General features: G+C 75.0%; 19 protein-coding genes. 16 read left to right on the top strand and 3 right to left on the bottom strand.

Going from position 1 to position 21,513, the window contains the following annotated elements:
* Positions 1-13: 13 nt before the first annotated feature.
* The 14 genes from QOZ88_RS16620 to wag31 all read left to right on the top strand — a co-directional run bounded on the left by QOZ88_RS16620 (position 14) and on the right by wag31 (position 15,656).
* A complete protein-coding gene (locus QOZ88_RS16620) occupies positions 14-1,558 on the top strand; it encodes a UDP-N-acetylmuramoyl-L-alanyl-D-glutamate--2,6-diaminopimelate ligase (RefSeq protein WP_306000838.1) in 1,545 nt (514 codons plus the stop codon).
* Entirely contained in the window at positions 1,555-2,946 is a 1,392-nt protein-coding gene (locus QOZ88_RS16615; protein WP_306000837.1) for a UDP-N-acetylmuramoyl-tripeptide--D-alanyl-D-alanine ligase, read from the top strand. Before QOZ88_RS16620 ends, QOZ88_RS16615 begins: the two co-directional genes overlap by 4 nt.
* Entirely contained in the window at positions 2,943-4,022 is a 1,080-nt protein-coding gene (gene mraY / locus QOZ88_RS16610; protein ID WP_306000836.1) for a phospho-N-acetylmuramoyl-pentapeptide-transferase, read from the top strand. Before QOZ88_RS16615 ends, mraY begins: the two co-directional genes overlap by 4 nt.
* Positions 4,019-5,458, top strand: a complete 1,440-nt coding sequence (gene murD, locus QOZ88_RS16605) for a UDP-N-acetylmuramoyl-L-alanine--D-glutamate ligase (RefSeq protein ID WP_306000835.1) — start codon at positions 4,019-4,021, stop codon at positions 5,456-5,458. The genes mraY and murD overlap by 4 nt, the downstream gene beginning before the upstream one ends.
* Positions 5,455-6,984: a putative lipid II flippase FtsW gene (gene ftsW, locus QOZ88_RS16600; protein ID WP_306000834.1), complete on the top strand. Its 1,530-nt coding sequence runs from the start codon at positions 5,455-5,457 to the stop codon at positions 6,982-6,984. The genes murD and ftsW overlap by 4 nt, the downstream gene beginning before the upstream one ends.
* Positions 6,981-8,078 carry an undecaprenyldiphospho-muramoylpentapeptide beta-N-acetylglucosaminyltransferase gene (murG, locus tag QOZ88_RS16595; RefSeq protein WP_406568232.1) on the top strand — a complete coding sequence of 366 codons (1,098 nt, stop codon included), beginning with the start codon at positions 6,981-6,983 and terminating at the stop codon, positions 8,076-8,078. The genes ftsW and murG overlap by 4 nt, the downstream gene beginning before the upstream one ends.
* Positions 8,075-9,532 carry a UDP-N-acetylmuramate--L-alanine ligase gene (gene murC, locus QOZ88_RS16590; protein WP_306000833.1) on the top strand — a complete coding sequence of 486 codons (1,458 nt, stop codon included), beginning with the start codon at positions 8,075-8,077 and terminating at the stop codon, positions 9,530-9,532. Before murG ends, murC begins: the two co-directional genes overlap by 4 nt.
* The gene (locus tag QOZ88_RS16585; protein WP_306000832.1) at positions 9,529-10,344 is read left to right on the top strand and encodes a cell division protein FtsQ/DivIB; all 816 of its coding nucleotides are present in this window, start codon (positions 9,529-9,531) and stop codon (positions 10,342-10,344) included. Before murC ends, QOZ88_RS16585 begins: the two co-directional genes overlap by 4 nt.
* A gap of 368 nt (positions 10,345-10,712) precedes the next feature.
* Positions 10,713-12,035: a cell division protein FtsZ gene (gene ftsZ, locus QOZ88_RS16580; RefSeq protein WP_306000831.1), complete on the top strand. Its 1,323-nt coding sequence runs from the start codon at positions 10,713-10,715 to the stop codon at positions 12,033-12,035.
* An 86-nt stretch (positions 12,036-12,121) separates the two neighbouring features.
* A complete protein-coding gene (gene pgeF, locus QOZ88_RS16575) occupies positions 12,122-12,853 on the top strand; it encodes a peptidoglycan editing factor PgeF (RefSeq protein ID WP_306000830.1) in 732 nt (243 codons plus the stop codon).
* 89 nt (positions 12,854-12,942) lie between these two features.
* Entirely contained in the window at positions 12,943-13,719 is a 777-nt protein-coding gene (locus QOZ88_RS16570) for a YggS family pyridoxal phosphate-dependent enzyme (RefSeq protein ID WP_306000829.1), read from the top strand.
* Positions 13,720-13,770: 51 nt separating this feature from the next.
* Positions 13,771-14,484: a cell division protein SepF gene (locus QOZ88_RS16565; protein WP_306000828.1), complete on the top strand. Its 714-nt coding sequence runs from the start codon at positions 13,771-13,773 to the stop codon at positions 14,482-14,484.
* A gap of 49 nt (positions 14,485-14,533) precedes the next feature.
* Positions 14,534-14,821 (top strand): YggT family protein, encoded by a 288-nt coding sequence (locus QOZ88_RS16560; RefSeq protein WP_091934897.1) that lies wholly within the window; start codon positions 14,534-14,536, stop codon positions 14,819-14,821.
* A gap of 94 nt (positions 14,822-14,915) precedes the next feature.
* Positions 14,916-15,656: a DivIVA-like cell division protein Wag31 gene (wag31, locus tag QOZ88_RS16555; protein ID WP_091934894.1), complete on the top strand. Its 741-nt coding sequence runs from the start codon at positions 14,916-14,918 to the stop codon at positions 15,654-15,656.
* A 124-nt stretch (positions 15,657-15,780) separates the two neighbouring features.
* Here wag31 and QOZ88_RS16550 read toward each other — a convergent pair whose 3' ends face one another.
* From QOZ88_RS16550 to QOZ88_RS16540, 3 genes are all read right to left on the bottom strand, one after another.
* Positions 15,781-16,701 (bottom strand): carbohydrate ABC transporter permease, encoded by a 921-nt coding sequence (locus QOZ88_RS16550; protein WP_091934891.1) that lies wholly within the window; start codon positions 16,699-16,701, stop codon positions 15,781-15,783.
* Positions 16,698-17,687 (bottom strand): carbohydrate ABC transporter permease, encoded by a 990-nt coding sequence (locus tag QOZ88_RS16545; RefSeq protein WP_306000827.1) that lies wholly within the window; start codon positions 17,685-17,687, stop codon positions 16,698-16,700. The genes QOZ88_RS16550 and QOZ88_RS16545 overlap by 4 nt, the downstream gene beginning before the upstream one ends.
* 127 nt (positions 17,688-17,814) lie before the next feature.
* Positions 17,815-19,191 carry an ABC transporter substrate-binding protein gene (locus QOZ88_RS16540; protein WP_306000826.1) on the bottom strand — a complete coding sequence of 459 codons (1,377 nt, stop codon included), beginning with the start codon at positions 19,189-19,191 and terminating at the stop codon, positions 17,815-17,817.
* Between the two features lie 354 nt (positions 19,192-19,545).
* Here QOZ88_RS16540 and QOZ88_RS16535 point away from each other — a divergent pair, with 354 nt between their 5' ends.
* Both QOZ88_RS16535 and QOZ88_RS16530 read left to right on the top strand, forming a co-directional pair.
* Complete coding sequence (locus QOZ88_RS16535) at positions 19,546-20,655, top strand: ABC transporter ATP-binding protein (RefSeq protein WP_306000825.1); 1,110 nt, start codon at positions 19,546-19,548, stop codon at positions 20,653-20,655.
* Between the two features lie 63 nt (positions 20,656-20,718).
* Positions 20,719-21,510 (top strand): hypothetical protein, encoded by a 792-nt coding sequence (locus QOZ88_RS16530; protein ID WP_306000824.1) that lies wholly within the window; start codon positions 20,719-20,721, stop codon positions 21,508-21,510.
* Positions 21,511-21,513 lie beyond the last annotated feature (3 nt).

The following is a 21,513-nucleotide window of genomic DNA, read 5'->3' as shown; positions in this document are numbered from 1 at the left end:
AGATTGGAGCCCTGTGACCCCGACCGACCCCGGGACGGCCCCGCGGCCCACGGGGAACCGCCCGCTGCCCCTCGCCGAGCTGGCCGACCTGATCGGCCCGCCCGAGGGCCCCGGCGCCGACGTCGCGGTCTCCGGGGTCACGCTGGCCTCCGGCGAGGTGGCCCCGGGTTTCCTCTACGCGGCCCTGCCCGGCGCCCGGACCCACGGCGTCCGCTTCGCGGCCGACGCCGCCGCCCGCGGTGCCGTCGCGCTGCTCACCGACCCGACGGGCCGCGCGGACGCGCTGGCGACCGGGCTGCCGGTCTGCGTCGTCGACGCACCGCGCCAGGTGCTCGGGGCGGTCGCCGACCGGGTCTACGGCGGGCCCAGCCGCCGGCTCACCGTCCTCGGCATCACCGGCACCAACGGCAAGACGACGACGAGCTACCTGGTCGAGGCGGGGCTCGCCGCCGCCGGCCGGGCCACCGGTCTGATCGGCACGGTGCAGGCGCGCACCCGCGCTGCGGACGGCACCGTCACGGCCCTGCCCAGCATCCGCACCACGCCCGAGGCGCCGGCGCTGCACGCGCTGCTGGCCGGCATGGCCGACGCCGGGGTCGACGCCGTCGTCATGGAGGTCTCCAGCCACGCCCTGGTGCAGGGCCGGGTGGGCGGCGTGCGCTTCGCCGCGGCCGGGTTCACCAACCTGGGCCGGGACCACCTGGACTTCCACCGCGACATGGAGGACTACTTCCAGGCCAAGGCCCTCCTGTTCGACGGCCGCGCCACCGTGGAACTGGTCACCGTCGACGACGACGCCGGCCGCCGCCTGGGCGCGCTGCGGCCGGACGCGGGCACCGTGTCGCTCACCGGCTCGGCGGACTGGACCGCGAGCGATGTCCGGACGGCGCCCGACGGCGGCTCGGCGTTCACCCTGCACGGCCCTGACGGCCGCAGCTGGCCGGCGCGCGTCCGGCTGCCCGGGCGGTTCAACGTGGCCAACGCCGTCCTGGCCGTGGCGCTGCTGGACGCCGTCGGCGTCGCCGTCGAGGACGCGGTCGCAGGTCTCGCCGGGATCGTGGTGCCGGGGCGCATGGAGCCGGTGGACGCGGGCCAGCCGTTCGTCGCCGTCGTCGACTACGCGCACACCCCCGACGCCGTGCGGACGGCGCTCGCCGCCCTGCGCGAGGCCACCACCGGCCGGCTGATCACCGTCCTGGGGTGCGGCGGCGACCGCGACCCGGGCAAGCGCCCCGAGATGGGGCGGGTCGCGGCCGAGGGCAGCGACGTGCTGGTGGTCACCGACGACAACCCGCGCTCGGAGGACCCTGCGGCGATCCGGACGGCGATGCTGACCGGTACCCGGGACGTGCCGGCCGGCCGGCGCGCCGAGGTGCTGGAGATCGGCGACCGCCGGGCCGCGCTGGCGGCCGCGGTGGCGCTGGCCCGGGCGGGGGACACCCTGCTCGTGGCCGGCAAGGGGCACGAGACGGGCCAGGAGGTCGCCGGCACGGTGCACCCCTTCGACGACCGCACGCAGCTGCGCGAGGTGCTCGCCGCATCGGGGACGCCGGCATGATCCGGCTGTCGCTGAGCGAGGTGGCCGAGCTCGCCGGGGGCCGGCTCGAGGGTGCGCCGGACGGCGCGGTCACCGGCACGGTCACCCTGGACTCGCGCGCCGTCGCCGCCGGGGACCTCTTCGTCGCCGTGGCGGGGGAGCGGGTCGACGGCCACGACTTCCTCGGTGCGGCGGCGGACGCCGGTGCAGTCGCCGCGCTGGCCACCCGCCCGGACCCGGCGCTCCCGTGCGTCGTCGTCGACGACCCGGTCGTGGCGCTGGGCCGGCTGGCCGCCGGCGTGCACGAGCGGCTGACCGCCGGGGGCGTGCGCACGCTGGCCATCACCGGCTCCTCGGGCAAGACGTCGACCAAGGACCTCCTCGGCCAGGTGCTCGCCGCGGCCGGGCCCACGGTCAGCCCTCCCGGGTCCTACAACAACGACATCGGCCTGCCGCTGACCGTGCTCTCCGCGGACGCGGGCACCCGGTTCCTCGTCCTGGAGATGGGCGCCCGCGGGCCGGGGCACATCGCCCGCCTGTGCCGGGTGGCCCGCCCCGAGGTCGGCGTCGTCCTCAACGTGGGATCGGCCCACCTCGGCGAGTTCGGCACCGCCGACGGCATCGCGCAGGCCAAGGGCGAGCTCGTCGAGGCGCTGCCCGCCGAGGGCACCGCCGTCCTCAGCGCCGACGACGCCCGGGTGCTCGGCATGGCACCCCGCACGGAGGCGCGGTTGCTCACCACCGGCCGCAGCGAGCAGGCCGCGGTCCGGGCCGTGGACGTCGTGCTGGACGAGAGCGCCCGCGCCCGCTTCACGCTCGTCGCGGGCGGCGAGCGGCACCCGGTGGCGCTGCGGGTCGTCGGCGAGCACCAGGTCGCCAACGCGCTGTCGGCGGCGGGCGCGGCGCTGGCCGTCGGCCTGTCGCCGGCCGCCGTCGCCGCGGCGCTGTCGGCCGCGGAACAGCGCAGCCGCTGGCGCATGGAGATCGACCGGCGCGCCGACGGGGTGACCGTCGTCAACGATGCCTACAACGCCAACCCCGAGTCGATGCGGGCCGCGCTCGCCGCCCTGGCCGGGCTGGCCGGGACGCGGCGCATCGCCGTCCTGGGCGGCATGGCCGAGCTCGGGCCGGACGCCGGCGCGGAGCACGAACGGCTGGGCCGGGACGCGGTCGCCGCCGGGGTCGACCTGGTCGTTGCGGTGGGCGCCGATGCGGTAGGCATAGCGGGAGGTGCGACCGCCGCGGGGCGGCGCGCAGGAGAGGAGTCGGTGCACGTGCCGGACCGGGCCGCTGCCCTTGCGCTGCTGTCGGAGGTGCTGCGACCGGGCGACGTCGTCCTCGTGAAGGCCAGCCGGTCCCACGGCCTGGAGCTCCTGGCGGCCGACCTGCTGGGTGGTGCCGCGCAGTGAGGAGCGTCCTCATCGCGGCGGCGGTCGGCCTGATCGTCTCCATCCTGATGACCCCGCTGGCCATCCGGGCGTTCCGCCGGCAGGGCCTGGGCCAGGAGATCCGCGATGACGGCCCCGAGAGCCACCTCTCGAAGAAGGGCACGCCCACGATGGGCGGCACCGTCATCGTCGGGGCCACCGTGGTCGGCTACCTCGCCGCGCACCTGGTGTTCGTCGGCGAGTCCGGCTGGGGGTTCAGCGCCACCGGGCTGCTGCTGCTGTTCCTCATGGTCGGCATGGGCACGGTCGGCTTCCTCGACGACTACCTCAAGATCCGGCACCGCCGCAGCCTGGGTCTGAACAAGACCGCCAAGCTGGTCGGCCAGCTGGTCGTCGGTGTCACGTTCGCCATCCTGGCGATCAACTTCCCGAACGGCGACGGCGTGGAGCCCGCCTCCACCGTCGTCTCCTACGTCCGCGACATCGCACCGCTGGCCCTCGGCCCGATCGCGTTCGTCATCCTGGCCTACCTGTTCATCGCCGGGTTCTCCAACGCGGTCAACCTCACCGACGGCCTGGACGGGCTGGCCGCCGGGGCCTCGGCGATGGTGCTGGCCTCCTACATCGTCATCTCGTTCTGGCAGTTCACCCACGACTGCGCCAACGAGCTGATCGAGGGCTGCTACACCGTCCGCGACCCGCTGGACGTCACCCTCGTCGCCGCGGCGGGCATGGGCGCGTGCCTGGGCTTCCTGTGGTGGAACACCAGCCCGGCCCGCATCTTCATGGGCGACACCGGCTCGCTCGCGCTCGGCGGCCTGCTCTCCGGCCTGGCGATCGTCACCCGCACCGAGCTGCTGCTCGTCGTCCTCGGCGGCCTGTTCGTCGCGGTCACGCTGTCGGTGATCATCCAGGTGGCGTTCTTCCGAGCCACCCGCCGCCGGGTGTTCCGCATGGCGCCGCTGCACCACCACTTCGAGCTCGCCGGCTGGACGGAGAACACCGTCATCGTGCGGTTCTGGCTGGTCACCGGCATGGCGGTGGCGTTCGGTCTCGGCCTGTTCTACGCCGACTGGCTGAGCTTCGTGGGCCTGTGAGCGGGCCCTCCGCCGTCGCCGGCCGCACCGTCCTCGTCGCCGGGCTCGGCGTCTCCGGTGCGGCCGCCGCGCGGGTGCTGCTGGCCTCCGGTGCCCGGGTGCTGCTCACCGACGCCGCCCGGCCGGGCACGGTCGACGAGCTGACCGGCGCGGGCGCGGAGTGGCTGGGGGCGACGGAGGCGCTGCCCGCGGGCGTGGACCTCGTCGTCACCTCCCCGGGCTGGCGCCCGGACGCGCCGCTGCTGGTCGACGCCGCCGCGCGCGGGGTCGAGGTGGTCGGCGAGCCGGAGCTGGCGTGGCGGCTGCGCGTCGCCGGGCCCGACGGCGCCCCCGCGCCCTGGCTGGCCGTCACGGGCACCAACGGCAAGACGACGACGGTGACCATGCTCGAGGCGATCCTGCTCGCGGCCGGCCGCAAGGCGGTCGCCGCGGGGAACGTCGGCCGGCCGCTGGTCGAGGTGGTCACCGCCCGCGAGGACGACGGCACCCCGGCCTACGACGTGCTCGCCGTCGAGCTCTCCAGCTTCCAGCTGCACTGGTCCTCCTCGCTGTTCCCGGCCGCCGCCGCGGTGCTCAACGTCGCCGACGACCACACCGACTGGCACGGCTCCTCCGCCGCCTACCGCGACGCCAAGGCCCGCATCCTCGAGCGCGCCCCCGTCGCCGTCGGCGACGCGGGCGACCCGGTCGCCGCCGCCCTGGTGGGGGCGCACCCGCGGCCGGTGACGGTCACCCTCGGCGAGCCGGCCCCGGGGCAGCTCGGGGTGCGCGACGGCGCCCTGGTCGACCGCGCGTTCGCCGCGGACCCGGCGGGGGAGGTGCTGCTCGAGCGTGACCGGCTGCCGGTCCCGGGCCCGCACAACGTCGTGAACGCCCTGGCCGCCGCCGCGCTGGCCCGCGCGGCCGGGGTGCCGGCGGAGGCGGTCGCCCGGGGGCTGGCCGGCTTCTCCGGCGGCGCGCACCGCAACGTCCTCGTCGCCACGATCGACGGGGTGGACTACGTCGACGACAGCAAGGCCACCAACCCGCACGCGGCCGGGGCCTCGCTCGCGGCGTACCCGCGGGTGGTGTGGATCGCCGGGGGGCTGCTCAAGGGCGCCGACGTCGACCCGCTGGTCGCCGCGGTCGCCCCGCGGCTGGCCGGCGTGGTGCTGCTCGGCCGCGACCGCGCCGTGGTGGCCCGCTCGCTGGCGCGACACGCCCCGTCGGTGCCGGTGGTGGAGGTGCCGAGCGGCGACGATGGCGGGATGGACGGGACGGGTGTGACGGCCGAGGCGACGACGACGCGGGTCGTCGCCGCCGCGGCCGGGCTCGCGCGGCCGGGGGACACGGTGCTGCTGGCCCCGGCGGCGGCCTCCATGGACGTCTACCGCGACTACGCGCACCGCGGCCGCGCCTTCGCCGACGCGGTGCGGGCGTTCGGGGCCGGGAGATGACCACCACCGAGCGACCGCTGCGCGAGGCGCGCGCCGCCCGCGGCCGCACCCGCCCCGCGGTGCCGCGCACGCCGCCGCGCCGCTGGACCGGCCCCGCGTGGCTCGACGGGCCGCTGACCAGCTGCCACCTGGTGCTGGGCGCCGCCGGGCTGCTCCTGCTCATCGGCCTGGTCATGGTCTTCTCCGCCTCCGCCATCGAGGCGGCGCTGGCCGACGAGCCGGCGTGGGCCCCCGGCGTCAAGCAGCTGGTGCTGGCCTGCATCGGCCTGGGCGCGATGGTGGTCGCGATGCGGCTGCCGGTGGGCCTGGTGCGGCGCTGGTCGCCCATCGCGCTGCTCGTGGTGATCGGCCTGCTGGTGCTCGTGCTGATCCCGGGCATCGGCCTGGAGCGCAACGGCGCCCGGCAGTGGATCCCCCTCGGTGTCACCGACTTCCAGCCCTCGGAGGCCGGCAAGCTGGTGTTCGCGCTCTGGGGCGCGCACGTCATCGCGCTGCGCGAGCGCTACCTGACGACGACGTCGCTGCTCGTGCCGGTTCTCCCCGTCTTCGTGCTGCTCTCGTGCCTGCTCATCCTCGAGCCCGACTTCGGCGGGGTGGTGAGCCTCGGCCTGGTCCTGGTCGGCCTGCTCTGGGCCGGCGGGATGCCGATGCGCTGGTTCGGCGCGTTCGCCGGCGTCGCGGTCGCGGCGATGGGGGCCATGGTGTGGGCGGCGCCCTACCGCATGGCGAGGATCACCGCGTTCCTCGACCCGTTCGCCGACCCGGACCACACCGGCTTCCAGGCGATCCGCGGCATGTACGCGCTGGCCACCGGCGGCCTCTGGGGCGTCGGGCTGGGCAACAGCGCGATGAAGTGGAACATCCTGCCCGAGGCCGAGTCCGACTACATCTTCGCGATCCTCGGCGAGGAGCTGGGCTTCCTCGGCTGCCTGGTGGTTGTCACCCTCTACGGCGTCCTGGCCTACGCCGGCTTCCGCATCGCCCGCCGCTCGGCCGACCGGTTCGTCCAGCTCGCCTGCGTCGCGATCACCGTGTGGCTCATCGGCCAGGCGACCATGAACATGGGCTACGTGGTGGGCCTGCTCCCGGTGACCGGCGTGACCCTCCCGCTCATCTCGGCGGGGGGCACCTCGCTGATCCTCACCCTCTTCATAGTCGGGCTGCTGGCCCGGTTCGCCCGCTCGGAGCCCGCCGCCATCGAGGCGCTGCGCACGGCCGAGCGCGGCCGCCTCGCCCGGCTGCTCGCGCCCGCCCCGACCGTGGCGGTCGACCAGGTGCGGCCGCGGCGGCACCCCGCGGCCGACGTCCCGGCGCGGCCGGTGGTCGGCGGCGCCCGCACGCTGCTGCACGCACGCGGTGCCGAGCCCCGCCGGTCGCCGGCGCCCACCCCGGGCGCGCGGGCCGGCGCCCCGGCACAGCCCCGCCCCGGCTTCCGCACCGGTGCGCCGCTCCGGGCCCAGCCGCGGGACGGCGCGCCCCGGCAGCGGCCGGTCGTCCCGCGCGGCCGCCCGGGGGGCCAGCGGTGAGCGCGGTCCGGTCGGTCGTCCTCGCCGGGGGTGGCACCGGGGGGCACATCGAGCCGATGCTCGCCCTCGCCGACGCCCTCCGGCGGCGCGACCCCGCGCTGCGGCTGACCTGCCTGGGCACCGCCCGGGGCATGGAGACCCGGCTGGTGCCCGCGCGGGGCTACGACCTCCGGCTCATCCCGCCCGTGCCGCTGCCCCGCAGGCCCACGCCCGACCTGCTGCGCGTGCCCGGCCGGGTGCGCCGCTCGGTGGGGGAGACCCGCGCGCTGCTCGACGAGCTCCAGGCCGACGTGGTGGTGGGTTTCGGCGGCTACGTGGCGCTGCCGGCCTACCTCGCCGCCCGGCGGGCGGGGATACCGATAGTCGTGCACGAGCAGAACGCCCTGCCGGGGCTGGCCAACCGCATCGGCGCCCGCCTCGCCGCCCGCGTCGCGGTCACCGCGCCGGGCACGCCGCTGCACCGCGGCGAGCACGTCGGCATGCCGCTGCGCCGGGCCATCTCCTCCCTCGACCGGGCCGCCCGCCGCGCCGAGGCCCGGGCCGGGTTCGGCCTGGACCCCGACCGGCCGACGCTGCTGGTCTTCGGCGGGTCCCAGGGGGCCGCCTCGCTCAACCGGGCCGCCGTCGGCGCGGCCGGGGCCCTCGCCGCGGCGGGCGTGCAGGTGCTGCACGCCCGGGGACCGAAGAACACCGACGTCGTCGTGCCGGAGCGGCCGGTCGGCGAGCCGCCCTACGTCCTCGTCGACTACCTGGAGCGGATGGACCTCGCCTACGCCGCCGCGGATCTCGCGCTGTGCCGCTCGGGTGCGGTGACCGTCGCCGAGCTCTCCGCCGTGGGGCTGCCGGCGGCGTTCGTCCCGCTGCCGATCGGCAACGGCGAGCAGCGCCGGAACGCCCTGCCCGTGATCGAGGCCGGCGGCGGCCTCCTCGTCGAGGACGCCGACCTGGACCCCGGCTGGATCACCGCGACCCTGCTGCCCCTGCTCACCGACCCCGCCGCCCTGGCCGGGCTGGCCCGCCATGCCGCCGCGGCCGGCGTCCCCGACGCCGACGAACGGCTGGCCGACATCGTCTGCGAGGTGGCGAGCGCGTGAGCGCCGACTCCGTCGCGGCCTGGACCGGTCCGGTGCCCTCGCTGCCCGAGCTGGGGGCCGTGCACTTCATCGGGATCGGGGGTGCCGGCATGAGCGGCATCGCCCGCATCCTGCTCGCCCGCGGGGTGCCGGTGTCCGGCTCCGACCGCCGGGACGGCCCGACGCTGCTGGCCCTGCGGGCCCTGGGCGCGCGGGTGGAGGTCGGCCACGACGGCGCCCACGTGGGGGATGCCGACACCGTGGTGGTCTCCACGGCGATCCGGGCGGACAACCCCGAGCTCGTCGCCGCGCGCGAGCGCGGTCTGCGCGTGCTGCCCCGGGCCGTCGCGCTGGCCGCGGTGATGGCCGGCCGGCGCAGCATCGCCGTGGCCGGCACGCACGGGAAGACCTCCACCACCTCGATGCTCACCGTCGCCGTCCAGGCGTGCGGCGTCGACGCGTCCTTCGCCATCGGCGGGAACCTCAACGAGTCGGGCAGCAACGCGCACGCGGGGGAGGGGGACGTCTTCGTCGCGGAGGCCGACGAGAGCGACCGCTCCTTCCTCCTGCTCTCGCCGTTCGCCGGGATCGTCACCAACGTCGAGGCCGACCACCTGGACAACTACGGCGACCTTGCGGCCGTCGAGGCGGCGTTCGACCGGTTCCTGCAGACGGTCGACCCCGCGGGCTTCGTCGTGCTCTGCGCAGACGACCCGGGCGCCGCGCGGCTGGCCGGGGTCCCCGGCCCGGCGCGGGTACGCACCTACGGCACCGCCGAGGACGCCGACCTGCGCATGCTCGACCTCGAGGTGGGCCGGGAGCACACGGCGTACACCGCGGTGCTGGACGGCACCGAGGTCGGCCAGGTGCAGATCCGGGTGCCCGGCGAGCACATGGCCCGCAACAGCGCGGCGGCGCTGCTCGCCGGGCTGGAGCTGGGGCTGCCCGCGCGCGGCCTCGTGGACGGGCTCGCCCGCTTCGGCGGCGTGCACCGGCGGTTCGAGCTCAAGGGGACCGCCGGGGGCGTGCGGGTCTACGACGACTACGCCCACCACCCGACCGAGGTCGCCGCGCAGCTGCGCGCCGCCCGCGCGGTCGCGGGGGACGGGCGGCTCGTCGTCGCCTTCCAGCCGCACCTCTACAGCCGCACGCAGGAGTTCGCCGAGGGGTTCGGCGCGGCGCTCGGCCTGGCCGACGAGGTCGTGGTGATGGACGTCTACGGCGCCCGCGAGGACCCGGTGCCCGGCGTCACCGGTGCGATGGTCGCCGACGCCGTCCCGCTGCCCGCCGAGCACGTGCGCTTCGAGCCCTCCTGGTCGGCGGCCGGGCCGGCGCTGGCCGCCCGGGCACGTCCCGGGGACCTGGTCATGACGATGGGCGCCGGTGACGTCTCGATGGTGGGGCCGGAGGTGCTCGACGCCCTCCGTGCCGGTGAGCCGGGCGGGGAGGACGACGCGCCGGACGCCGGCCGGTGAACCGGACCGGCAGCACCACGCGTGACCGGAGCCGGCGCGGCCGCGGCCCGGCCGACCGCCGGTCCGCCGACCGCCGCGGCACCCGGGTCACCCCGCTGCCCGACCGCCGCCCGGCGCGGAAGCGGACCCGGCACCGGCGGTCGCTCCAGGTGGCGGCGGCGCTGACCGTCGTCGCGGCGATCGGCTGGCTGCTCTGGCTGGGCCCGTGGCTTGCGGTCCGCGCCGTGCAGGTGGACGGGACGGCGACCCTGACGGCCGACCGCGTGCGGGAGGTGGCCCAGGTGCCCGAGGGGGTGCCCCTGCTCCGGGTGGACCTCGACGCGGTGGAGGACCGGGTGGCCCGGCTGCCGCAGGTCCGCGGCGTGGAGGCGGCCCGGGGCTGGCCCGACCGGATCGTGATCACGGTCGCCGAGCGCGTGCCGGTGGCGGTCGTCGGCTCACCCGGGCGGCGGTCGCTGGTCGACGCCGAGGGCGTGCTCATCGACTCGGTCACGGGGGATGCCCCGCGCGGCGTCGTCCCGCTGACCGTCGACGACCCGGCGCCGGCCGACCCGGCCACCATGGCGGGCATCGCCGCGATCCGCGCCCTGCCCGAGCAGCTGCGGGCGGACGTCGTCGAGGTCGCCGCGCCCGACGCGCAGTCGATCACGCTCACCCTGGCCGACGGCACGGTGGTCGTCTGGGGCGGCGCCGAGGAGTCGGCCACCAAGGGCCAGGTCCTCGTCGCGCTGCTCGACCGGATCGCGGACGGCGAGCTCGAGCCGGCCGACCTCGTCGACGTCAGCGCACCCGACGCCGTCGTCCTGCGCTGACCCCGACGCCGGTCCGGTGGCGCTCGGTGGCCGCGCGGGTGCGCACCGGCTCGGGCGGGCTCCCTCCGCGACACGCCGTCGTCCGCGACACGCCCGACACGCACCCCGGTCACGGATCTTTCTGCGCACGCGCGGCGGCGGCGCCTGGATCACGGGATGAGACGTTTCCGGCGCGAGTCGTCACAGCCAGTGGTGCAGATGTGACCAACGGGTCGCAGGAGTCTGGTGCGATCCGCGTCCACCGACACGCCGACCCGGAGAGGGTGCTTGTAGCGCCTCTCGGCACGCACCTAACTTCAACCCCGTCGACCTGGTTGACATAACTGTAAGGCTGAACTCGAGGTTGAGGGACACGGTAGGAGCGCCGCATGACACCTCCGCACAACTATCTAGCGGTCATCAAGGTCGTCGGCATCGGCGGCGGCGGGGTGAACGCGGTCAACCGCATGATCGAAGTCGGCCTCAAGGGGGTCGAGTTCATCGCGATCAACACCGACGCGCAGGCGCTGCTGATGAGCGACGCCGACGTCAAGCTCGACGTCGGCCGTGAGCTCACGCGCGGGCTGGGCGCCGGTGCGCAGCCCGACGTCGGCCGGCAGGCCGCCGAGGACCACCGCGAGGAGATCGAGGAGGTGCTCAAGGGCGCCGACATGGTCTTCGTGACCGCGGGCGAGGGCGGTGGCACCGGCACCGGTGGCGCGCCCGTCGTGGCCTCCATCGCGCGCAAGCTCGGCGCGCTGACCATCGGTGTCGTCACCCGCCCGTTCGCCTTCGAGGGCAAGCGGCGCGCGGTGCAGGCCGAGTCGGGCATCGAGGAGCTGCGCAACGAGTGCGACACGCTCATCGTGATCCCGAACGACCGGCTGCTGCAGCTGGGCGACCGGAACGTCAGCGTCATGGATGCCTTCCGCACCGCCGACCAGGTGCTGCTCTCCGGTGTCCAGGGCATCACCGACCTGATCACCACGCCCGGCCTGATCAACCTGGACTTCGCCGACGTCAAGTCGGTCATGTCCGGGGCGGGCTCGGCGCTGATGGGCATCGGCAGCGCGCGCGGTGACAACCGGGCGCTGCTCGCCGCCGAGCAGGCGATCGCCAGCCCGCTGCTGGAGGCCTCGATGGAGGGCGCCCACGGCGTGCTGCTGTCGATCTCGGGCGGGTCGGACCTCGGCCTGTTCGAGATCAACGAGGCCGCCTCGCTGGTGTCGGACGCCGCGCACCCCGACGCCAACATCATCTTCGGCGCGGTGATCGACGACGCGCTCGGTGACGAGGTGCGGGTGACCGTCATCGCCGCCGGCTTCGACGGCGGCCGGCCCAACACGCGCAAGGACGGCGCGGCGGCGAGCGGTGCGCCGCAGGCGCCGCTCTCCACCGGGGGCGCGTCACCGTTCGCCGCGCACCGCCGCCCGGTGGCCGCCCCGCCGGTGGCCGCCGCACCGCCGCCGGTCGCGGCGCCGTCGGCCGGCTCCGCGCCGGCTGCGGCTCCGGCCCCCGCCGCCCCCCCGGTGACGGGGGAGCGGCTCGCCCAGCAGGCCCCGCCGGCCTCCGGCGGGCGGCCGGGCACCGGGGGCGGCCTGACCGTGCCCCCGCTGCCGCCCATCCAGGGCTCCGCGGGCAACGGCCGTCGGCCGCTGTCGAACGAGGACTTCGAGGAAGAGCTGGACATCCCCGAGTTCCTCAAGGGCTGAAGGACCCCGCCCTCCTCGTCCCTCGCACGCTCGGGACGAGCCTCTGGGCGGGGCCGTAGCGCGCCGGGCACGTATCGTCTGGCGCGATGAGCAACGAACCGGCCGCTCCGTCGGCGGTACGACCTCGCAGGGTCGTCACCGACCGGCGGGGCGGCCGTTCCCGTCCGCCCTACGACTCCTTCAACCTGGGCTCCCACGTGGGCGACGACCCCGGTGACGTCGCCGCCAACCGGGCCCGCGTGGCCCGGGAGCTCGGCGTGGGGGAGGACCGGCTGGTCTGGATGGACCAGGTGCACGGCACCGGCGTCGCCGTCGTCGAGCGGCCGCAGGACGGGCCGGTGCCCGCCACCGACGCGCTGGTGACCGCGACCCCCGGGCTGGTCCTGGCCGTGCTCGCGGCCGACTGCGTGCCGGTCCTGCTGGCCGACCACGAGGCGGGCGTCGTCGCGGCGGTCCACGCCGGCCGCGAGGGGCTGCGCAAGGGCGTGCTCCCGGCAGCTCTGTCCGCCATGGCGAGCCTCGGCGCCCGGGCCAGGAACGTGACCGCGCTGCTGGGCCCGGCGGTCTGCGGGGCCTGCTACGAGGTGCCCGGGGAGATGCAGCGCGAGGTGGCGCGGGTCGCACCCGCCGCGGCGGTCCCCACCCGGGCCGGTAGCGCCGGCCTGGACCTGCGGGCCGGCGTCGAGGAGATCCTCCGGCGCGCCGGCATCCCGGAGGTCGTGCAGGACCCCCGCTGCACCGTCGAGGACCCCACGCTCTACTCCCACCGCCGCGACGGCGTCACCGGCCGCCAGGCCGGTCTGGTCTGGCTGGGCTGAGGAAGGGGAAGGCCCCCGTGCCCCCGTCGCTCGCAGGCTCGCGGCGGGGCCCTGCACGGGGGCCGGTCGCTGCGCGCACAATCTGCGCCGTGAGCTCGCTCGCTGAGAACCTGCGCACGGTGCGCGCCCGCATCGACCGGGCCGCCCGGGCTGCCGGGCGCGACCCCGCGACCGTGCGGCTGCTGGCGGTCAGCAAGACCTGGCCCGCCGAGGACGTGCGCGCGCTCGCCGCGCTCGGGCAGCGGGACTTCGGCGAGAACCGGGTGCAGGAGCTCCTGGGCAAGGCAGGTGAGCTCGGCAGCGTCGACGTGCGGTGGCACCTCGTCGGGCAGTTGCAGCGGAACAAGGCCGCCGCGGTGGCCCGCACCGGGGCCGTCGTCCACTCCCTGGACCGCGCCTCGCTGGCCACCACGCTGGACCGGGCCGGCCAGGAGGCCGGCCGCCCCGTGGACGTGCTGCTCCAGGTGGACCTGGGCGGCCCCGAGGGGGCCGCCGCCGCGCGCGGTGGGGCGCCGCCGGAGGAGGTGCCCGCGCTCGCCGACGCCGTGACGTCGGCCGCCGGCCTGCGGCTGCGCGGTGTCATGGCCGTCGCGCCCCGGGGGGAGGAGCCGGCGCCCGCGTTCGCCCGGCTGGCCCGGGTGGCCGAGCGGCTGCGCGCCGACCACCCGGAGGCCGTCGAGATCTCCGCGGGGATGAGCGGCGACCTGGAGGAGGCGATCGCCGCGGGCGCCACGCTCGTGCGTGTCGGAACCGCGTTGTTCGGCGACCGCCCCCTACCCTCCGGGGAGTTCGAGCAACACCAGCCACGCGAGTCACAGCAGTCGCACGAGCCGCGCCAGGAACGGGGGCGGCCCGGGACGATGTGACGACGACCGTGCAGACGCGACGCTGAGGACACCAGTAGAGGGGGAGGTCCGATGGCCGGAGCCATGCGGAAGATGGGGATCTACCTGGGGCTCGTCGAGGACGACGTGCCCCGCGGCTACGGCCGGTACGACGCCCGCCCGTCCGACGAGCTCGAGCACGATCGTCGCTACGGCCGCTACGACGAGGACCGCTACGGCGAGGGCTTCGCCGACCGCGGCTACGCCGACGACGAGTACGCCGACGACTACGCCGACGACGACCTCGCCCCGGTGCCCCCGGCCCGCGACCTTGAGCCCCTGTCGGTGCGCCGCGTCCAGGCCCGCCCCCTCGGCCTCGCCCCGACCGGCGCCGGCGCGACCGGCGCGACCGGCTCACGCGTGCTGAGCACCACCAGCGGCCCCGTCGCCGCGGCCGGCCTCGCCGTCCGCGAGCCGGTGGTGGCCCCCGAACCCGAGCCCGAGGCGGCACCAGCACCCGTGGCCAAGAGCTACCAGGTCGTCACCCTGCACCCGCGCACCTACAACGAGGCACGCACCATCGGCGAGCGGTTCCGCGACGGCATGCCGGTCATCATGAACCTCACCGAGATGGACGACGCCGACGCCAAGCGCCTCGTCGACTTCGCTGCGGGCCTGAGCTTCGGACTGCGCGGTAGTATCGAGCGCGTCACGGCGAAGGTGTTCCTGCTCAGTCCGCAGGACGTCGCCGTCACCGCTGAGGACAAGGCGAAGATCCGCGAGGGCGGGTTCTCCGAGAAGTCCTGAGCGGCGCAGTGGAGTCGGCACCGGGTGGTGCCCTGATCGAGCGGGGCCCGTGTCTCTTTTCTGGCAGATCGTCTCATCGGTGCTGCTCGTCTTCCTCGTCCTGCTCTTCGCGCGGTTCGTCGTCGACTGGGTGATGGTGCTGGCGCGCAGCTGGCGGCCTTCGGGGGCGGTCGCGGCCGGCCTCGAGATCGTCTACTCCACCACCGACCCGCCGCTGAAGGCGGTGCGGAAGGTGATCCCGCCGTTGAACCTGGGGTCCATCCGGCTGGACCTCGGGTTTATGGTGCTGCTGATCGCCGTGGTGGTCCTCCGGAACGTCACGCTCGCACTCGCATGACCGCTGAAACCCCCCGGGTCAGAGCCGTCGGACGGTGGCGCCCCGCCGCCGCTCCCACCGCCCTGTCCCGCCGTCCGACCTGAGGTGACCTGCGATGCCACTCACGCCTGCCGACGTGCACAACGTCGTCTTCAAGAAGCCGCCCATCGGCAAGCGGGGCTACGACGAGGACGAGGTCGACGCCTTCCTCGACGTGGTGGAGGCCGAGCTGGCCCGCCTGATCGAGGAGAACAACGAGCTGCGCTCCAGCGCCGGCCGGGCCGGTGCGCGCGTCGAGGAGCGGCCCGAGCCGCCGGCCCCCGTCCCGGCTCCGGCGCCGCAGCCGGCTCCCGCGCCGCCCGTGGTGCAGCAGCCCCGCGAGGACGACAGCGCCCGGGCCTCGCGCATGCTCGCGCTGGCCACCGAGACCGCTGACCGCTACGTCAACGAGGCCAAGACCCAGGCCGAGCAGATGCTCACCGGCGCCAAGACCAACAGCGACCGGATGGTGACCGAGGCGCGCGCCAAGAGCGAGCAGATGGTCGCCGAGGCCAAGCACCGGGCCGATTCCATGATCGGTGACGCCCGGACGCGCGCCGAGACGATGGAGCGGGAGGCCCGCGCCAAGGCCGCCGCCCTCGACCAGGACGCCGAGCGCCGGCACGTCGAGGTCATGGGCGGCCTCGAGGAGAAGCGCAGCAGCCTGGAGCGCAAGATCGAGGAGCTGCGCACCTTCGAGCGCGAGTACCGCACGCGGCTGCGGTCCTACCTCGAGTCGCACCTGCGCGACCTGGACAGCCGCGGCTCGGCCGAGCCCGCCGCCGCCGGGCGGCAGAACCAGCACGCCAGCGCCTGAGCACAGCTCGAGGAAGGCCCCGGACCCACGGTCCGGGGCCTTCGTCGTCCCCGGGGCCTGCGGCCGGCCGGTGCCCGGTCCGGCTGGGCGGTCGGGGCCCTCCGCGCGGCGGGCGAGCGGGGGCTCAGCCCTTGACGCTCCCCGCCAGCAGACCGCGCACGAAGAAGCGCTGCAGCGCCAGGAAGACGATCAGCGGCAGGATGATGGAGACGAAGGCGCCGGCCGCGAGCAGGTACCAGTCCGAGCCGCGGGTGCCCACCATGTCGGCCAGCCGCACCGTGAGCGGGGAGACGCCCTGGGCGCCACCGGCGAAGGTGAGGGCGACGAGCAGGTCGTTCCACACCCACAGGAACTGGAAGACGGCGAACGCGGCGATCGCCGGGGTGAGCAGCGGCAGCAGCACCTGGAAGAAGATCTTCACGTGCCCCGCGCCGTCCATGCGGGCGGCCTCGACGAGCGAGGGCGGGATCTCCTTCATGAAGTTGTGCAGCAGGAAGATCGCCAGGGGCAGCGCGAAGATCGCGTGCGAGAGCCAGATGGTCCAGAACGACCCGGCCAGCCCGGCGTCGACGTACAGGCTCAGCAGCGGGATGAGGGTCACCTGGATGGGGACCACCTGCAGCGAGAAGACGGCGACGAAGAGGATGCTGCGGCCCCGGAACGGCACCCAGGCGAAGGCGTAGGCCGCCAGCAGCGCCAGGGTGATCGGGATGACCACCGCCGGAAGCGTGATGACCAGCGAGTTGACGAACAGCCCCGCGAAGTCGGTGCCGCCGTAGAGCACCTGGTTGTAGTTGTCGAGGGTGAACTCGGGGTCGGTGAACGCCGTCCACCAGCCCGAGCGGCGGATGTCGAGCTCCGGCCGGAAGGAGGTGACCAGCAGGCCCAGGATCGGCACGGTCCAGAGGACGGCGATGACGATGGCGATCAGCGACGCGGCGGGGGAGGTGAGCCGCTTCTTGGCCCGCTCCGCCCGGGTGTGCGTCCGGCCGCGGGTGTCCGCCTCCCCGGGCACCGGGGCCATGACGGGGGTCGTGGTGGTCATCGGATCTCCTCGGCCAGGCGCAGCTGGCGGACGTTGTAGGCGATGATCGGGATGACCAGCAGGAAGAGCAGGACCGCCAGCGCGGCGCCGAGGCCGAAGTTGAACTGGCGGAAGGCCTGCGTGTAGAACTCGTTGGCCACGACGCTGGTGCCGAAGTTGCCGCCGGTCATCGTGCGCACGACGTCGAAGACCTTGAGCGTGACGATCGCGATCGTGGTGAGCACCACGACCAGCGCCGGGCGGATGCTCGGCACGGTGACGTAGCGGAACATCTGCAGGCCGCCGACGCCGTCGAGCCGCGCCGCCTCGATGATGTCGTCGGGGATCGCCTTGATCGCCGCGGAGAGCACCGTCATGGCGAACCCGGCCTGGATCCAGATCATCACGACGATGAGGAAGAAGGTGTTCGCCGGCGCGGTCAGCAGGAACTGCTGGGGCTCGATGCCGATCGACACCAGCAGCTGGTTGAGCAGGCCGATCTGGTTGACCCCCGGCTGGTCGGGGCGGAACTCGTAGACGAACTTCCAGATGACGCCCGCCGCCACCATGGAGATCGCCATGGGTAGGAAGACCAGCGCCTTGGCCAGGGACTCGAAGCGGGTGCGGTCGACCAGGTAGGCGTAGACCAGCCCGAGGGCGGTCGTGACCGCCGGGACCAGCAGGACCCAGAGCACGGTGTTGAGCAGCACGCGCTGGAAGTTGTCGTCGGTGAAGACGGTGGCGTAGTTGTCGAAGCCGACGAACTCCGAGCCGTCCTTGTCGTAGAACGAGCCGCGCACGGTCTCCAGCGCGGGGTACACCAGCCCGACCAGCAGCAGGACGAACGTGGGGCCGAGGAAGCCGGCCACGATCACCCAGGTGGGCACCCGCTTGGGCCGGTCGACGGCGAACAGGATCGCGCCCATCACGACGGCGAACAGCAGGATGGCGACCACCATGAGGGCGATCTTGTGACCTGCGGTGTTCGCCTCCAGGAGCCACTGCACCCGTGGCCACCTCCTTCCGACGGTGGATGCCGGGGGCGGCTGGGCTGCAGCCGTCCCCCGGCATCCGGGCTGGTGGGCGCCCGGTCAGCCAGGTGGCTGCCGGGCGCCCGGTGTCACGACCGAGAGGTCAGGACGCGGGCCAGGCCTGCTCGACGTCGGTGAGGACGGCTTCGCTGGACTTGTCGTTGGCGATCCAGTTGGTGAGCTCGGTCCACAGGCGGCCGGCGCCGATCTCGGCCGGCATCAGGTCCGACCCGTCGAACCGGAACACCGACTCCGGGTCCTGGAACAGCTCGGCGGAGAGCTGGTCCACCGGGGACTCCAGGTTGTCGGCGTCCAGGCCGGTGTTGGCGCTGACCCAGCCGGGGCCGGAGACCTGGGCCTTGATGTTCGCCCACTCCGGGGAGGACAGGTAGGTCTGGAACGCCTGGGTGGCCGGGTCGTCGTTGAACGCCGCGGTGAACTCGCCACCACCGAGGACGGGGGCCGTGCCGTCGCCACCGATGGGCGGCAGCGGGAAGGCGAAGACGTCGCCGTCCGGCCCGACCTCGGTGCCCTCCGGCCAGTTGGCCTGGTAGAAGGACGCCTGCCGGTGCATCCAGCAGCTGCCGTCGAGGATCGGCAGACCGGCGTCACCGAACTCGGTGGACGCGATCGACTGCACCTCGCCGAGGCCGGCGTTGACGAACTCGGGGTTCTTGAGGATCTCGCCGACGGTGTTCAGCGCCTCGACGATCCGCGGGTCGTTGAACGGGATCTCGTGGTTGACCCACTGGTCGTAGACCTCGGGGCCGGCCGTGCGGAGGACGACGTCCTCCAGCCAGTCGGTGGCCGGCCAGCCGGTGGCGTCACCGGAGCCGATGCCCGCGCACCACGGCTTGGCGCCGGTGGCGGCGATCTCCTCGGACAGCGCGATCATCTCGTCCCAGGTCTGCGGCACCTCGTAGCCGGCCTCCTCGAAGGCCGACGGCGAGTACCAGACGAAGGACTTGGCGTTGGCGCCCAGCGGCGCGGCGTAGAACTCGCCGTCGACGCTGCCGTACTCCTTCCAGCTCTCGTCCCAGTACTCGTCGACGTTCGCCTCGGTCTGCGCGGGAGCGGCCACGACGTCGCCGGAGCGGACGAGGTTGGCCAGCAGACCCGGCTGCGGGATGAACGCGATGTCGGGCGCGTTGCCGCTCTGGGTGCGGACGACGAGCTGCGCCTCGAACTCCCGGGAGCCCTCGTACTCGACGTCGACGCCGGTGCACTCCTCGAACGGCACGTACGAGTCGATGTGCGGCTGGTCCTCGGGGTCGACGATCGAGGTGTAGACGGAGACCGTCTCGCCCTCCAGGTCGCCGAACTCCTCGTAGGGCGCGCAGTCGATCTCCGTGTCGGCGGCCGCCGCGCCGCCACCGCCGCCGCCGTCGACCTCGTCGGCGCCGCACCCGGTGAGCAGGAGCGTCAGCCCCAGCCCGCCGGCCAGCGCCGCCGCGCCGCGGCCTCTCGCACGCTTGGTCATGTGGTCCCCTCCAGACTTCTGCGGCTCCGTCGCCGCATCGTGTGACTCGTGCCCGGCACCCGATCCCGGGTGCGGCCGCCACATCCGTCCGGCGACATTAGCGGCGCGGGAGATCCCCGGCGGCAACGTTGCCGTAACGGTTGTGCAGCCTCCGAGCGGTGGTGGCTCCTTCGGCGGTGGCTGCGTCGGCGAGCATATGGGAGCGCTCCCACGGTGTCCCGTGCTCGGTGCACGATCGGGGGAGGAATCTGTCCGGACCGGGTGACCCGGTCGGGGACGACGGCGACGTGATGGTGGTCCCGGTGGCCCCGGGCGTGCCAGAGTGACGGCACCGTTCGGCGCAGGAAGGGACCCATGGCCGCCATCACGTTCGACCACGCCACGCTCGTCTACCCCGGCGCGACCCGCCCATCGGTCGACGCGCTGGACCTCGAGATCACCGACGGCGAGTTCCTGGTGCTGGTCGGCCCGTCCGGCTGCGGCAAGTCGACGTCGCTGCGCATGCTGGCCGGCCTGGAGGAGGTCACCGACGGCGCCATCCGGGTCGGGGACCGGGACGTCACCCACCTCCCGCCCAAGGACAGGGACATCGCGATGGTGTTCCAGAACTACGCGCTCTACCCGCACATGACCGTCGCCGAGAACATGGGCTTCGCCCTGAAGATCGCCGGGGTCTCCAAGGAGGAGCGGTCGACCCGGGTCAAGGAGGCCGCCCGCATCCTCGACCTCGAGCCCTACCTCGACCGCAAGCCCAAGGCGCTCTCGGGTGGCCAGCGGCAGCGCGTCGCGATGGGGCGGGCCATCGTGCGCCAGCCGCAGGTCTTCCTGATGGACGAGCCGCTGTCCAACCTCGACGCCAAGCTGCGGGTGCAGACCCGCACCGAGATCGCCGCCCTGCAGCGCCGGCTCGGGGTCACCACCGTCTACGTCACCCACGACCAGGTGGAGGCGATGACGATGGGTGACCGGGTCGCGGTGCTCAGCGAGGGCGTGCTCCAGCAGGTCGACACCCCGCGCAACCTCTACGACAACCCGGCCAACGTGTTCGTCGCGGGCTTCATCGGGTCGCCGGCGATGAACATCGTCCCCGTCTCGCTGACCGAGGGCGGGGCGCAGGTCGCCGGGCACACCGTCCCGCTGCCGCGCGAGGCCCTGTCCGCGATCGCCCGCGAGGGCGGTGCCACCGCGACCCTCGGGTTCCGGCCGGAGTCGGTCGAGTTCGTCGCCGCCGGTCAGGGCATCCCGGTCGAGGTCCTGATCGTGGAGGAGCTCGGCTCGGACGCCTTCGCCTACGGCCGGCTGGCCGCGGGGGAGGCGGGCGGTGAGGACCGGCAGCTCGTGCTGCGGGCCGACCCCCGTCGCCCGCCCATGAAGGGCGAAATCGTCCACGTCGCTATCCGCCCGGGCGAGGCGCACCTCTTCTCCGCGGAGACCGGGCTCCGGGTCACCCAGACCCCGGGCTGACACCCGCCGCACCGGGGGCGTCCAGCGGGCGCCCCCGGCCGGCCGCGCCCTACAGTCCCTGCTGTGATCGTGATCGCCGCGCTGCTCCTGCTGCTGGGCCTCGGTCTCTTCGTGGGCGGCCTGCTGACGGGCAGCACCGCGCTGTACTGGGCCTGCGTGGCGGCCTGCGCCGTCGCCGCGGGGGTCCTGGTGGTGGCCCGCCGGCAGCTCGCCGCCCGCGCCGAGGAGCCGGCGGGCGCGCCGGCGGTGGGCACCGGGTCGACGGCGTCGAGCGCGCGGTCCACGGCTCCGGCGTCGTCCACGGCTCCGGCATCGTCCACGGCGGACGGCGTCCCGGCGTCCGACGCCGGCCCCGCGGCGACCGGGCCGGACCTCGCCACCGGTGCGACCTCGGTCCCGCCCGTGACCGCTCCGCCGCCCGCCGCCGAACCGGCCGCCGCCGACCCGCCCGCCGCCGACCCGCCCGCCGCCGACCCGGCCGCCTCCGAACCGACCCGGCCCGCCTCCGAACCGGTCGCGGTGGCGCCGGACGAGCCCGTGCTCCCGGCTCAGCCGGCCGGACCCCCGGCCGGCGGCCGCACCGCGGTCGGCGCGCGACCCGAGCTGGAGGATCCGCCGGTCGAGGAGGTCGAGGTGACCGACCTGCTGATCATCGTGGACCTCACCGACGAGGTGCTGGTCGTGGACGAGCACCCGCGCTACCACCTGCCCGGCTGCGTCCACCTCCGCGGCCACGAGCCGATCCCGCTGCCGCTGGACGAGGCGCGCACCGACGGCTTCACCCCCTGCGGCGTGTGCCGGCCCGACCGGCAGCTCGCCGACCGGGCCCGCGCCCGCCGGTCCCGGGGCGCCTGAGCC

It is taken from the genome of Blastococcus carthaginiensis, assembly GCF_030731085.1.
Classification (GTDB): domain Bacteria; phylum Actinomycetota; class Actinomycetes; order Mycobacteriales; family Geodermatophilaceae; genus Blastococcus; species Blastococcus carthaginiensis.
Note: the sequence above shows the minus strand (reverse complement) of the source record. Positions and strands in the feature narration are given on the sequence as shown.

Excerpts from the sequence above, each read along its gene's own strand:
- ftsW (WP_306000834.1), top strand. The coding sequence starts at position 5,455 with ATGACCACCACCGAGCGACCGCTGCGCGAGGCGCGCGCCGCCCGCGGC.
- wag31 (WP_091934894.1), top strand. The coding sequence starts at position 14,916 with ATGCCACTCACGCCTGCCGACGTGCACAACGTCGTCTTCAAGAAGCCG.
- ftsZ (WP_306000831.1), top strand. The coding sequence starts at position 10,713 with ATGACACCTCCGCACAACTATCTAGCGGTCATCAAGGTCGTCGGCATC.
- QOZ88_RS16565 (WP_306000828.1), top strand. The coding sequence starts at position 13,771 with ATGGCCGGAGCCATGCGGAAGATGGGGATCTACCTGGGGCTCGTCGAG.
- QOZ88_RS16535 (WP_306000825.1), top strand. The coding sequence starts at position 19,546 with ATGGCCGCCATCACGTTCGACCACGCCACGCTCGTCTACCCCGGCGCG.
- QOZ88_RS16540 (WP_306000826.1), bottom strand. The coding sequence starts at position 19,191 with ATGACCAAGCGTGCGAGAGGCCGCGGCGCGGCGGCGCTGGCCGGCGGG.
- QOZ88_RS16615 (WP_306000837.1), top strand. The coding sequence starts at position 1,555 with ATGATCCGGCTGTCGCTGAGCGAGGTGGCCGAGCTCGCCGGGGGCCGG.
- QOZ88_RS16550 (WP_091934891.1), bottom strand. The coding sequence starts at position 16,701 with ATGACCACCACGACCCCCGTCATGGCCCCGGTGCCCGGGGAGGCGGAC.
- pgeF (WP_306000830.1), top strand. The coding sequence starts at position 12,122 with ATGAGCAACGAACCGGCCGCTCCGTCGGCGGTACGACCTCGCAGGGTC.